Origin of the sequence: Streptomyces sp. SYP-A7185, assembly GCF_046103685.1 — a bacterium.
Classification (GTDB): domain Bacteria; phylum Actinomycetota; class Actinomycetes; order Streptomycetales; family Streptomycetaceae; genus Streptomyces.
Genome location: NZ_CP122310.1, coordinates 946,973 through 959,956, shown reverse-complemented (window position 1 = coordinate 959,956; position 12,984 = coordinate 946,973). Strand labels below are relative to the sequence as shown.

At 70.4% G+C, this 12,984-nt stretch carries 12 protein-coding genes; 11 read left to right on the top strand and 1 reads right to left on the bottom strand.

Annotation, left to right across the window (positions count from 1 at the left end; all coding sequences use genetic code 11):
- The first annotated feature begins 134 nt into the window (after positions 1 to 134).
- The 9 genes from QBL25_RS04135 (at position 135) to QBL25_RS04095 (ending at position 9,081) form a co-directional block, all read left to right on the top strand.
- Positions 135 to 896: a hypothetical protein gene (locus tag QBL25_RS04135; RefSeq protein ID WP_409062544.1), complete on the top strand. Its 762-nt coding sequence runs from the start codon at positions 135 to 137 to the stop codon at positions 894 to 896.
- A 622-nt stretch (positions 897 to 1,518) separates the two neighbouring features.
- Complete coding sequence (locus QBL25_RS04130) at positions 1,519 to 2,439, top strand: hypothetical protein (protein ID WP_409055592.1); 921 nt, start codon at positions 1,519 to 1,521, stop codon at positions 2,437 to 2,439.
- Between the two features lie 327 nt (positions 2,440 to 2,766).
- Positions 2,767 to 4,443, top strand: coding sequence for an MFS transporter (locus QBL25_RS04125; RefSeq protein WP_409055591.1), 1,677 nt, complete (start codon positions 2,767 to 2,769; stop codon positions 4,441 to 4,443).
- A gap of 284 nt (positions 4,444 to 4,727) precedes the next feature.
- A complete protein-coding gene (locus tag QBL25_RS04120; RefSeq protein WP_409055590.1) occupies positions 4,728 to 5,213 on the top strand; it encodes a MarR family winged helix-turn-helix transcriptional regulator in 486 nt (161 codons plus the stop codon).
- A gap of 264 nt (positions 5,214 to 5,477) precedes the next feature.
- Positions 5,478 to 6,488, top strand: coding sequence for an AvrD family protein (locus QBL25_RS04115; RefSeq protein WP_409055589.1), 1,011 nt, complete (start codon positions 5,478 to 5,480; stop codon positions 6,486 to 6,488).
- Between the two features lie 163 nt (positions 6,489 to 6,651).
- Entirely contained in the window at positions 6,652 to 7,242 is a 591-nt protein-coding gene (locus QBL25_RS04110; protein ID WP_409055588.1) for a hypothetical protein, read from the top strand.
- Positions 7,243 to 7,246: 4 nt separating this feature from the next.
- Positions 7,247 to 7,468, top strand: a complete 222-nt coding sequence (locus tag QBL25_RS04105) for a hypothetical protein (protein WP_409055587.1) — start codon at positions 7,247 to 7,249, stop codon at positions 7,466 to 7,468.
- Positions 7,468 to 8,172, top strand: coding sequence for a 3-oxoacyl-ACP reductase FabG (gene fabG, locus QBL25_RS04100; RefSeq protein ID WP_409055586.1), 705 nt, complete (start codon positions 7,468 to 7,470; stop codon positions 8,170 to 8,172). Before QBL25_RS04105 ends, fabG begins: the two co-directional genes overlap by 1 nt.
- An 87-nt stretch (positions 8,173 to 8,259) precedes the next feature.
- Positions 8,260 to 9,081, top strand: coding sequence for an ATP-binding protein (locus QBL25_RS04095; protein ID WP_409055585.1), 822 nt, complete (start codon positions 8,260 to 8,262; stop codon positions 9,079 to 9,081).
- Between the two features lie 88 nt (positions 9,082 to 9,169).
- On the opposite strand, the gene QBL25_RS04090 is transcribed toward QBL25_RS04095, so the two are convergent.
- Entirely contained in the window at positions 9,170 to 11,617 is a 2,448-nt protein-coding gene (locus tag QBL25_RS04090; protein ID WP_409055584.1) for a tetratricopeptide repeat protein, read from the bottom strand.
- A gap of 267 nt (positions 11,618 to 11,884) precedes the next feature.
- Between QBL25_RS04090 and QBL25_RS04085 the strand changes: the two genes are divergently transcribed.
- Both QBL25_RS04085 and QBL25_RS04080 read left to right on the top strand, forming a co-directional pair.
- Entirely contained in the window at positions 11,885 to 12,340 is a 456-nt protein-coding gene (locus QBL25_RS04085; RefSeq protein WP_409062543.1) for a carboxymuconolactone decarboxylase family protein, read from the top strand.
- A 109-nt stretch (positions 12,341 to 12,449) separates the two neighbouring features.
- Entirely contained in the window at positions 12,450 to 12,941 is a 492-nt protein-coding gene (locus QBL25_RS04080; protein WP_409055583.1) for an iron chaperone, read from the top strand.
- Positions 12,942 to 12,984: the final 43 nt, after the last annotated feature.

The following is a 12,984-nucleotide window of genomic DNA, read 5'->3' as shown; positions in this document are numbered from 1 at the left end:
TGGTTCAAACAGCGGAAGGACAACTCATGCAAGCGCGAGTAACCCAATGGGCATCAGAGGGGTCTCGGGACGAGAACAAGACCCCGGGCAGGATCCGGGCGCATGACGCCTGGGGGCTGGAGCTCCCGGTGCTGATGGAGGCGATGGACGCAAGGGTGGTCGAGTTCGACCTGGGGGAACAGAACATGCACGCGGCGCTGGGCCTTATGGCAGAACGGCTATGCATCCTCGTGCGCCCCGGACTGAGCGATATCCAAGTCGCATTCGCCATCCGGTCTCTGCTGGCTCACTACATCCACCGACCCTATCCCGTCCTGAGCTTCTGGCCGGAGACGGACGTGCAAGGCGCGACGGTGGAGGAAGTGGATGACCTGCCGGATTCAGTGCGAGCAGAACCACCGGAGGCCACGTCAGATGTCCTGGACCTCTACGGCGACGGGAACTGGGCGCCGAAGGATGGCTGGCGATCTGACGAGGAGGTGTTCGCAGAGTTGAAAGACGTTGCTGTGCTCCATCTCAAGGGCGTCGTGGAGGACATCCCCAAGGAGATGTACCCGTTGCCTATGGGGCTCGGTGCCGTCATGGCAGCTGGCTACGACGACGAAGGGATGGCGCATCCGCTGGTGTTCCTCCGCAGCGACCTGCCTACTGGGCTGCAGGCAGACCTCCTCGGTTTCTGCCTCGCATCGGTTGCCGGAAGCGAGTACGAGAATTGGCAGCCGGACGAGAACGGCCTGATCTTCGTCGGTACTGAGGCAGGACCGGTACGCGGACCCGGAGCCGCGCTTCTGGGGGCACTGATGGTGCAGCGATTGGGGCGGCGCCCGGGGGACTGCGCGTTCACGCTTCTCGACCCGCCGGAGGGAACCATCCCGGGTTCGGAGATGATTGCTTGATTCATTCCCGGGAGATTCGGGACCCGGATCTGGTGGCTGGATCCCGAATACCTCCCAAGACGACCTCAGAAACCACTCAGGGGCCTGACCCGCTATGCGGACCAGGCCCCTGACCTCGTGGTTCAGCTGTCGGGGTGGCGGAATTTGAACCCACGACCTCTTCGTCCCCGGATGCCACAGACGGTCGCTCGCCTCACGCAACCAGGGAGCGTTGTCCTGCATGACCGAGTTCTTGGTTGCCTGGCAGAGTATCCACGCTGCGGCCTGCGACACGGTCTAAATCCGCAGGTGACGTCATCGAGTTCGGCTGCGACGAGGGATCGCCAGTCACCTGTCCTTGCGCCAAGAGGAAAGAGTATCTGCTTGCGAAGCGCAGGGGGTGCGCTAGCCTGCGGGCAGGAATGGAGCCTGGGACGGTGCCTGGGCCACCTCCGGTCGTCTTGAGGTACGGAGCGTCGGAAAGCGCCCTCGCCACCACCTCCTTCCCGCTTCCTGCGCAACTGCTCTGTACGGCTCTCGTGTGCCGGACAGCTGAAAGGCGTTCTCCTTGACCATCTACTCTCAGCACGCCACCCGTGGCAGGACCCAGATCCTGGCGACCTACCAAGGTCCGGACGGCGTCGTGTCCAAGACCGTGACGAGCGTTGCCGAACCTCGCGTCGCGGTTCCGGTCGTCGACGCCCTCAATCGAATCTCCGCCTTCGCTACCGCCCCTGTCAGCATCCACGACCGTCGAGAGCGGCGTGTGGGCTATTACCCGCGCACACACCTCGCCGCGCTGACCGACCCTGCCGCCCGCACCTCTCTGCTCGGCGGCGCCCACAGTCTGTGGTACGAGTACGTCTGCCTTCGGCTTCACCAGGCGCTCGCCGACCTGGAAAGTGCCGTGGCGGCTCTCCCGGACACGGTCAGTAGGGCGATCCGATCCGAACTAGAGGCAGAGAGGCACGGGCTGGAGACAGGACTCGCGGACTTCTCGGGAACTTTCTCGGAGGAGGAGCCCGAGGCCGAGCGCTGCTGGGAGTTCGGCCACCCCTTCGTGAAGTACGACGACGGGCAGGACACGTTGAGCGACGAGACGCGCGAGCAGCTCGACCGACGTGAATCGGGATGCACCCCGAAGGAACGGGAGAAGGCGGTTGCCGCCCTGCGGGTGCTGGTCGCCGCGCACTCCCAGGGCGGCGACGTATGGGCTTCGCTCGACGACCCCAGCTGTCGCCTCTTCGTGGAGCCGTACGACTCCGACGGCTTCTACCTCACGATCGAAGCGCCGGAACCAGGCGACGACGAGGCTTTGTGGGAGATCGAGATCGGCCGTTGGGTGCCGGACGATCCTGAGGAGGAGCCCGGGGAGCACACCAGCGCGACAGGCCACGACGTGGTCGGCTGTGCCCTTCCGGTCGCGCCGACCGCCGAGGAGATCGCCCATCTGCTGAAGGCCGTGGACGAGAAGCCGCTGCTGCTTGCCGAGTGGGCTGAGTCGCACGTGGGAGCAGTACTCGCAGGGACGGCGATGGTGGTGACCGAACGCTACGACTCGTGATTCTGGGTCGGCAAGGAAGGCGTGACGCTGACGGGGGTGGGACTGGGAACGGCTCGCCGCCGCATTGGATGAGGATGCTTCAGCCGTGCGTTGTCACCTGGATGGGCTGGGGTTGTCTTAAAGGAGTTTCGTGGACACCAACCGCGACAACCCCCGGCGCGAGGTGCGTCTGTCCTTCCTCGGCTGAGGTTTTGCCAGGTGGTTTTCGGTCGGATCATGGCCGAGAGGTGAGCGGTCCGTTGACAGGTTTCCGGGGTGTTCGTAATTTTTCAAATCGTTGGAAACATCGATGATTTGAGAACTAGATCATCCGATCTCGGGGGAGCGATGTCCGGACGAACGACGACGGTGGGCGGGCGAGGGTGGACCCTGGCCGTGGTGTGTGTGGCCACGTTCATGCTGCTGCTCGACCTGACCGTGGTGAATGTGGCGCTGCCCGACATCAGGGACGCCTTCGACGCGAGCTTCACGTCGCTTCAGTGGGTCCTTGACGCGTACGCGCTGGGCCTCGCCGCCGTCCTGCTGACGGCGGGGTCGCTGGCCGACCGGCTGGGGCGCAAGCGGGTCTTCAACATCGGCTTCGTCGTGTTCCTGGCGGCGTCGCTCGCCTGCGGCCTGGCGAACGACGCCGTCGTCCTGTCGGTGGCCCGGGGGATCCAAGGCCTGGGCGGAGCGGTCCTGTTCGCCGTCGGGCCCGCGCTGATCGGGCAGGAGTACCAGGGCAAGGACCGCGGCAAGGCCTTCGGGATCTTCGGCGGCGTGGTCGGCCTGTCCATCGCCTTCGGGCCGCTCATCGGGGGCGCGCTCACCGACGGGCTGAGCTGGCGCTGGATCTTCCTGGTGAACGTCCCGGTCGGACTGCTCGCCATGGCCGTGAGCGTCCTGCGGATGCGCGAGTCGCGTGCGGAGTCGGCCCCCGCCGTGGACTGGTGGGGCATGGTGCTCTTCACCGGTGCGCTGACGCTGCTCGTCCTGGGACTGCTGCGCGGCGAGGCCGAGGGCTGGGGCAGTGCGCCCATCGTCGGGATGTTCACGGCCGCCGTGCTGCTGCTCGTGGTGTTCGGCGCCGTGGAGAAGCGGCGCGGCGAACAGGCCATGTTCCAGTTGTCGTTGTTCCGGAACAGGACGTTCAACGGCGTGTCCGTGGTGACGCTGCTGTGCGCCGCCGCGACCATGTCCGCGATCTTCCTTCTCGTGTCGTACGTCCAGAACGTGCTGGCGTACTCGCCGTGGGAGACCGGCCTGCGGTTCCTGCCGCTGACCGGGACGCTGTTCGTGGCGGCCGCGATCTCCGGGTCGCTGACCACCCGGGTGCCGCAGCGGCTGCTGATGGGAACGTCCCTCACGCTCATCGCGATCGGGCTCTCCCTGGTCGCGCTCACCGGCCCGGACACCGCCTGGACGGCGCTGCTGCCGAGCATGTTCGGGATCGGCCTGGGCATGGGGCTCTTCAACCCGCCGCGCGCCTCGCTGTCCATCGCCGTCGTGGAACCGTCCAAGGCGGGCATGGCCTCGGGGATCAACGAGACCTTCCAGCAGGTGGGTGTCGCCATCGGCATCGCGGGCTTCGGCGCGGCGTTCCAGGGCAGGGTGACCGACCTGTTCGTGCAGTCCGGGACGGGGCGTCAGCTGGGCTCGACCGCGCACGAGTTCGGCGAGGCCGTGGCCGCGGGCGGCGGCGCGGAAGCCGCGGGCCGGGCGCCCGCCGGGATGGGCTCCGCGCTCGAAGCCGCGGCCCGGACCGCCTTCGTGGACGGGCTGACGGACGTGATGTGGGTGTGCGCGGCCGTCGCCGCCGTCGGCGCGCTCGTGGGATTCGTCTTCATCCGCACGCGCGACCTGCACGAGAGCGCCCGGGGCGACCTTGCGGCAGCCGAGGACACCGTGAGCCCGGCGGCCCGCCCCGCGCTGAAGGCCGTCGGCGCGCACGGGCTCCCGGAGGACGCGGCCGTCGCCGGAGCCCCGGTCGCCGTCCAGTCCGCTCGCGCCGGGGGAGAGGCGTGAGCCACCGTGCCGGGGGAGATGGGTAACCCGGTCGGACACGGCCGGGCTACCCGCCCCGTTGCACGAAGCACCCTGAGTGGCACCGGCCTTGGAGGCCGGTGCCACCACCAGTACCCTTGACGTGACCGACGATCGGCACGGGGGATGCTCGGCACCGCCGAGAGGCCTCACCCCTTCGCCCGGCCTCCTCGCCGAGACGCCGGCAGCACGTCTCGGCGGCGTGTCCCAGCAGCGGACACGGCAGCGAAGTCAGCAGGAACTCAGCAGTAAAGGGGAACGGCCGGATGACAGAGGCGACGCCCATCCCGGCGCAACCCGCGGTGCTCGACTTCCCCCTCGTCCGCAGGACCGGCTATCTGCTGAACAAGGCCGGATCGATCCTGATGGAGGACGCGGAGCGGGCCCTCATGGCGCAGGGCATGCGCCTGCGCTACTTCTACGTCCTCGCGGCGCTGGAGAGCGACCTCAGTCTGTCCCAGCAGGACCTGAGCAGAATCCTCCACCTCGACCCGACGACGATGGTCGCCCTGATCGACGAGATGGAGCGGGCCGGCCACGTGGAGCGGCGGCGCAACCCCGCGGACCGCAGGCGCTACATCCTGAGCCTCACCGCCGATGGCCGCGAGGCCCTCGAACGCGCCGGGCACGCCGTCGACGCCGTGGAGCAGGACTTCCTCTCCGCCGTTCCCGCGGAGGACCGTGAGCGGCTGCGCGCCCTGCTCGGCGATCTGCTCGCCGACCGCTGGCCGCGCGTGATCGCCTGCGAGTGACGCGCGGGTGCCTGCGGACCCGCGCGCCCGGTGATCAGGCGATCGGGGGGTTCAGGCGATCAGATGGGCCGCTGATCTTTTGCGAATTCGCGAAATGATCCACCGGAACTGGAGTTAAAGAATCCCCATCTGAGGTTCCCTTTGGGTTTATGTGTGCAGGCCGTCACAGAATCCCTGCGTTAATTGATTTCCCCTTGATGTCCCGGTTAGTGTTTTTTCTGTCCGGGCCACGTGGCTCGCGACACGGGGGAAGGTAAACGGGGAATGACCGACAAGGAATTACTGTACGGATCTTTGGACAGCTGCCTCGGACCCGGCAGCTCCCGCTTTTTCGGAAGCGGGTACAAGCGCGTCACACAAGCACTCACGGACATCACCACCGACGGCTCCGCCGCACCGGGCGCGCTCGTCACCGCACGCGGCACGCTCACCTATCCGCGCGACTGGTCCCGCAAATCCGGCGCCGGTGAGCTGCGCCCGCACCTGAGCAGCATCGATGCCCTGGTGCTCGCCGCGAACCTCGCGGAGACCCACCTCGGCCGGGCCTTCGGACTCGGCGCCGCCGCGCGCCGCAGGATCTGGCTGCGCAGCGCCGACGTACGGGCCGGGAGCGCGCCGCACGAAGACCTGGAGGACTTTCCCGTGCGCGGCACGCTGGTCGCCGTCGAGGGTCCCTCCGGGGCGCACGCCACGCTGGCCAGCACGTTCGACTGCCGGGTCGGAGGCCTGAAGGTCCGCTGCACGCTCGTGCACGAACCGGGCGACGGGGCGGGGAGCCCGGCCACGTACTCCGACGAGAAGCAGGCGCTCGGACCGGCGCGGGCCCGGCACTACGGCGTGGGCTACAAGCAGCGCGAACAGTCCTCCGAGCAGGTCCGCGTCGACCTCGACCGGCAGGTGGTGCGCGGGGTGCAGCGCGTGGTCGCCACGGAGGAGGAGGCACACACCTGCGGGGCGGAAGCGGCGTACGGACCGTCGGTCTCCCTGGTCGACGCGCTCGTGGGCGTCGCCCAGCTGGCCCAGATCCTGCTCTACGCGCAGGACGGCCTGGCCCGCGGCAACACCGACACGCTCTGGATGCGGCGCTTCGTCATCAACGCCGACACGCCGGTGCGCCCCCTGGGGCACCGCTTCGTCCCGACCGTCCGCACCGCCAACTCCCGGCTGCTGTCCATGGGCGAGGCCCGCTGGCGCACCGCGGAACTGGCGGTCGAGGACTTCGCGGGGATCGACGGGCGCTGCTGGCTCGCGCACCGTCTGCCGGCGGCCGCCTAGCAACTCCGTACCCATTGCCGCGTCATTACCGCGCTCCCCCTGCATTCCGGTGCGCCGGATTGCGGGGAGGGGCGCGCGGCGGATTGGTTGCGCCCTGGACGGCTTTTTCACGCCGAATTAGCACCAGAGTTACCCGCAAGAAAAGCAACGGGGGAAATTGATCATGCGTTTTACGCCCACGCTCCGATTAGGGGACGTGCTCGTCGTGCTCGAAGGTCCGGCCCGCATGCTCTGGGAAGAGCACGTACCCGGCCTCGAAACGCGGCACTGGACACCGAGGGAACTGTGGCCGGACGAGGAGCAGCACGCCGAGGTCCGTGAGCACCTGGACCGGCGACGGCCGCTGCTCGTCCTGCTCGACGAGGCCCGCTGCCGCGTGCCCATGCTGCGCGAGGAATGGCGGGCCGCGCCCTGCCGGCTGCTGCGCGACCAGGCGGGCGGCGGCACCGAAGACCCCGGGGACGACGACGTCGTCGAGGTCGGACTGCCGTTTTTGGACTGGCTGCCCGAGGCCGACCGGGAACGCGCGGCGCGCTTCCTCGTGGAGAGCGACGCGGAACTGGCCCGTACGCCACTGGCGTTCCTGCCGCCGCTGATGACCGAGGAGCAGCGGGACGGAACCCCGCTGAACCCGCGCTTCGCCCGGCGGCTGCTGCCCCACGCCCTGACGGCCGACCGCCTCGCGGCGGCCGTCGAGCACCTGTTCGCCGAGGCGCCGCGCTCCTGCGCGGCGGCGGCCGGCCCGGCGAGGTGACCCGGTGAACCAGCCACGGCACACCGACGGCCGGCCGCTGCTCGCCGTACAGGCCGAGGACGGGCCCACCGACCCCACGCATGCGTACGGCGCCTTCCCCAGCCTGGGGGAGATCGGACGCCTCATCGTCTCGACGGCCACCCAGAATCTGGCACACACCGGCCTGCGGACGGCGGAAGAACGCCGTCCGCAGGCGCGGGACGCCACCGCACCGAGGAGTCACTGATGTCACGTTCGGTCATGGTCACCGGCGGCAACCGCGGCATCGGTCTCGCCGTGGCGACGGCACTGGCACAGGACGGCGACCGCGTCGCCGTCACCCACCGGGACAGCGCACCGCCCGAGGGACTGCTGGGCGTACGCGCCGAGATGACGGACGCCCGCAGCATCGACGAGGCCTTCGGGAAGGCCGAGGCCGCGCACGGGCCGGTCGAAGTGCTCGTCGTCAACGCGGGCATCACCCGGGACGCGCTGCTCCTGCGCATGGACGAGAAGGACTTCACGGACGTCGTCGACGTGAACCTGCACGGCGCCTTCCGCACCGTGCGGCGTGCGGTGCGCGGCATGGTGCGGGCCCGCTGGGGCCGGATCGTGCTGATCTCCTCCATGACCTTCGCCTACGGAGCGCCGGGCCAGGTCAACTACGCGGCCGCCAAGGCCGGAATGCTCGGCATGGCCCGCTCCCTCGCCTGGGAGTTGGGCCCGCGGAACATCACGGTCAACATCGTCGCCCCCGGCCTGATCGACACGGACATGAGCCGCGAGATCACCGACCGGCGACGCGACCACCTGCTGTCCATCACCCCGCTCGGCCGCGTCGGGGACACGGACGACGTCGCCGCCGCCGTGCGCTACCTCGCCGGCGAATCGGGCCGCTTCGTCACCGGAGCGGTCCTGCCGGTCAGCGGAGGCCTGGGCCTGGGCGGCTGACCACCACACCTCACCCCCGGCTCCGGCTCGCCCCACACCGGGCGCGGCGGACGCCGGGCCACTCACGACGGGAAGAGAGCACACCCCATGGGGAACACAGACACCCCGACCACCCCCGCACCGCACGCCGGCGCCACGGCCGCGGGGCGCGGACTGCACCTGGCGATCTCCGGAACGTACTCCAGCGGCAAGAGCACCACGACCGAGACGCTGTCGATGGCGACGGGCATCCCCCGCACCCACGCGATGACGTCCCGGGAGATCCTCGTGGACCTCGTGCCGGGCAAGCAGGTCCAAGAGCTCAGCGCGATGGAACTGACGATGCTCGGCTTACGCCGGCTGGAGGAGCGGATCCACCACGAGGCGGGCGAGGGAGCGTTCATCTCGGACGGCTCGGTGATCCACGAGTGGATCTACGGCGAGGCCCGTATGCGGGTCGGCATCAACCCCGGCGCGAACGTGCTCCTGCGGGCGGTGAAGAACGTCGCCGGGCTTCCGGTGAAGCGGTTCTACCGCCAGTACATGGACGCCTACGGCGCGATCGCCAAGGCGCGTGCCAAGCGGATCTACGACGCCTACGTGCATCTGCCCGTGGAGTTCGAGATGAAGGCCGACGGCCACCGGCCGGTCTCCGAGAAGTTCCGCGCGATGTCCGACGACCTGCTCATCGAAACCCTGGACGAGCTGGAGATCCCGTACCACGTGGTGGGCGGCAGCGTCCGGGAGCGCGTGGAGCGGATCGTCGAGATCTTCGACCTGCCCCTGGTGATGCCGCTCGACGAGGCGATCGAGCGGGCCGGCGCCAAGGTGCGCCGGGCCACCGAGGTCCTGGAGCAGGACGCCCGCTTCCACGAGGCCCAGCGGGCCAAGTCCCTGCGGCGGCGCGTGTCGTACGCGGTGCGCTTCTGACCAAGACGCGGCTCACGGGCGCGAGGGGCCCGACCCCGGCCCTCGCGGCGGACGGCTTCGGCCGCCCGCCGCGAGGGCCGGCACGGCATCAGGCGTCGAGGTCCTCCAGGACGGCCCGTCCCGCGGCGCGATGTTCGGCGGCCGAGGCCGGCTCCGTCGCGTCGAGGACGCTCGCGATGCCCTCGTGCGCCAGGGCTTCCTCGGTGCGGTACCCCAGGCGTGGCGCGATCTCCAGCGCCTGGCGGTGCAGGCGCAGGGCCTCTTCGGGCAGGCCCGCGAGGCGGCAGGTCTCGGCGTAGCCGTTGAGGAAATGGATCTTCCAGTGGTCCTCGAAGAGCTCGTCGAGCAGGGCGAACGCCTGCCGGTGGCTGCCCAGCGCCTCTTCGTAACGGCCCATCCGCCGCAGCGCGACCCCCAGGCAGTTGAGGCACCACGCCTCGTTGTGGAGGTGTCCGTCCTCGCGGGCCAGCGCCAGCGCCCGGTGCAGATGCTCCGCCGCCTCGTCGGGCTCCTCACGGGCGATGGCCACGCCGAGGGTGATCCGAGCCGTCAGCGTCGGCGGCGCGGCGGGGTCGGCGTGCGGGATGGCGAGCACCTCCCGGGCCCGCTGGGCCGCCTCCTCGCGATGCCCCAGCTGAAGCATCGCCCAGGCCTCCGCCGCGACCGCGCCGGCCGTGCCCGAAGGGCACCCGGCCTGCTCGTACAACTTCCCGGCCAGCCCGAAGAGTTCGAGCGGCTCGTCCACATACCCCTCGTCCCACTTCAGATAGCCGAGGCGCAGGGCGAGCTCCGCCTCCGAGCCCAGGTCCCCCGCCCGCGACAGCCACGGCTGCGCCGCCTCGTACGACGCGGCGGCCTCCGCCATACGGCCCGCGTTGTAGCGCGCGAAGCCCAGATCGCTGTGCGCGCAGGCCAGTTGGAGCGGATCGCCCAGCCGCTCGGCGGCGGCCAGCGCGCGTTCGAACAGGACGTTGAGGTGGGTCGTGCCGCAGCGGCGCGCGAAGTACGCCCGCAGGAAGCGCGGCAGTTCGCACACGTGCTGGTCGGCGCCGACGGCCGCCGCCGTCTCGAAGGCGGCCACCAGGTTCTCGTATTCCGCGACGAGCCAGGAGAACGCCGCGTTCTTGTCCGCGAACCGCGGCAGCGAGGCCGGAGCCCGGCCCGCGGAGGGCGCACGGCCGGGCGCCAGGAACGGCATCGCGGCGTCGGCCGCTGCCGCCGCGTGCACGTAGTAGTCCAGGAATCGGCCCAGGGCCCGCTGCCGCTCGGCCGGTGCGTCCTGCTCCTCGCCCGCCCGGCGCGCGTGCTGGTGCACCAGGTCGTGCAGGCGGTACCGGCCCGCCGTCGACTCCTGGACGAGGTGCGCGTCGACCAGGTCCTCCAGCATCGACCGCGCGGCGCCCAGCGGCACGTCCGCCAGGGAGGCCGCCAGATACGCGTCGAAGGAACCCCCGGGCAGCAGACCAAGGAGCCGGAACAGGCGCGCCTGGGACCGGTCCAGCTGCCGTACGGACATGGCGAACGCCGTGTCGAACTCGCTCGCCCCCTCGGCCATCCGCTCGACGAGGATGCCCACGGTCCAGCCGGGCCGGTGCCGCAGCCGGGCCGCGGCGAGGCGCAGGGCCAGCGGCAGATGGCCGCACAGCCGCAGCACCTCGGCGGCGGCATCCGGGTCGCGGGCCAGGCGGCCGTCGGGGCCGCTGGGGTCGCCGCTCGCCCGCGCCAGCAGTTCCGCGCTCTCCTGCGGGCTCAGCACGTCGAGGGAGACCGGCGGCACCTCGTCCAGGCCGATGAGCCGGTTCCGGCTGGTGATCAGGGCGACGGACGGGCCGGCGCCGGGCAGCAGGGGCCGGACCTGCTCGGCATCGGCGGCGTTGTCGATCACCACGACGACCCGGCGGTCGGCCAGCTCCGAGCGCCAGCAGGCGGCCAGTTGCTCGACGCCCTCGCGCGGCACCTTCTCGGAGGGGACGTCGAGCGCGCCGAGCAGCATCCGCAGCGCGGATTCGGGGTCGAGCGGCTCGCGGCCCTCGGTGAAACCGTGCAGGTCCACATAGAGCTGGGCGTCGGGGAAGCCGGCGGCGAGGCGGTGTGCCGCGTGCATCGCCAGACAGGTCTTGCCCACCCCCGCCATACCGTCGACCGCGACCACCCGGTGGCTGTCCACCGCCGCCAGCACGGCGGCGAGTTCAGCTTCGCGGCCGGTGAAGTCGGGCACGTCGCGCGGCAGGTCGTTGCGGGGCCTCGGCCGGCCCTGGCGGCTGGACTTCGGGGGCGCGGGCAGCGGGTTGGAGGATCGCTCCCACAGGGGGCGCAGCGGCCGGGGGTCGCGCTTGACCAGGCGGCACAGCGCGACCACCGCGGGCCAAGGCGGCAGGGTCTGGCCGCTGAGGTAGCGCGAGAGGGACGAGGAGCTGAGGCCCGCGTCCCGGGCCAGGGCCCGTACGCCGAGTCCGGACAGCTCTTGGACCAGACGCAGCCTGGCCGCCAGTTCGTGCTGCGGATCCGTCTGCGCCGTGCGGTGCGCCTCATCCACCAGATACCCCCCGATGTCCCGTGTCGTCAGAAACCTACCGGGCCGCGTCGTGGCTGCTCAAGGCCGTTCCGCGTGTCCCACGGTGTCCCACCGCCGTGGTCGTGGCGAGCGGACCGGGCTGAGATGGAGTCACGCCCCGAGGGAACAGGGGCGGCCCGCAAGAGCCAACAGACCCGCAAGCCCCGCACGACCCGCAAGCCCCGCACGACCTGCACGACCCGCGAGAGCCGGAAGTACCGGCAGCACCGGAAGAAGGAGCACACCGAGATGCAGTCCCGTATGCAGAACCCCGCCGTCGTCCTGTCCGACGCCATGCCGGCCATCCAGAGTCTCATCAAGGCCGTCCACTCCGGCGGGGTGGAGGGGCAGACCCTGGAGCTGGTGCACCTGCGGGTCAGCCAGATCAACGGCTGCAGCGCGTGCGTCGACGGCGGCGCGAAGTCGTCCCGCAAGGCGGGCGTGAGCGACGAGCGCCTGGCCACGGTCGCCGCCTGGCGCGAGGCCCCCTACTTCACCGAGCCGGAGCGGGCGGCGCTGGAGCTCGCCGAGGCCGCGACGCGGCTGGCCGACCGTGCCGACGCGGTGAACGACGAGGTGTGGGACGCCGCCGCCACCCACTTCGACGAGAAGCAGCTGGCCTCGATCGTCCTCATGATCGGCGTCACCAACCTGTTCAACCGGCTCAACGCCACCACCCGCCAGATCGCCGGTGCGTGGGGCTGACCCACCCCGTCGGGTGGAGCCGCCGCGGCGGCTCCACCCGGGCCCGACGCTTCCCCTCCCGAGCCACACCGCCCCTCACGTCCACACCCCTCACGTAAGGAAACCCGCCATGACGACCACCCAGAAGCGCGCCGAGTCCGCCGCCACGTCCGCAGCCAAGTCCCCCGCCACGTACGACGGTTTCACCGACGAGGAGCGCGGCGCGATGAAGGCGCGTGCCCAGGAGCTCAAGACGTCCGCGCGCCGCGGATCGCGCGCCGACAAGGCGGCGGAGGAGGAGGCCGCCGTGGTCGCGAAGATCGCAGAGATGCGGGAGTCGGACCGGGTCATGGCCGAGCGGATCCACGCCGTGATCAAGGAGAGCGTCCCGGAACTCGCGCCGAAGCTCTGGTACGGGATGCCCTCCTACGCCAAGGACGGCAAGGTCGTCTGCTTCTTCCAAAGCGCCCAGAAGTTCAGCGCGAGGTACGCGACGTTCGGCTTCAGCGACAAGGCGAACCTCGACGAGGGCGCCATGTGGCCGGCCTCCTACGCCCTGACGGAACTGACCCCCGAGGGCGAGGCAAGGATCGCGGACCTGGTCAGGAGGGCGGTGCGCTGAGGCGGGCGGGGGTCTCGCGGCCGGACGGCGGAGCCGCGGTGGC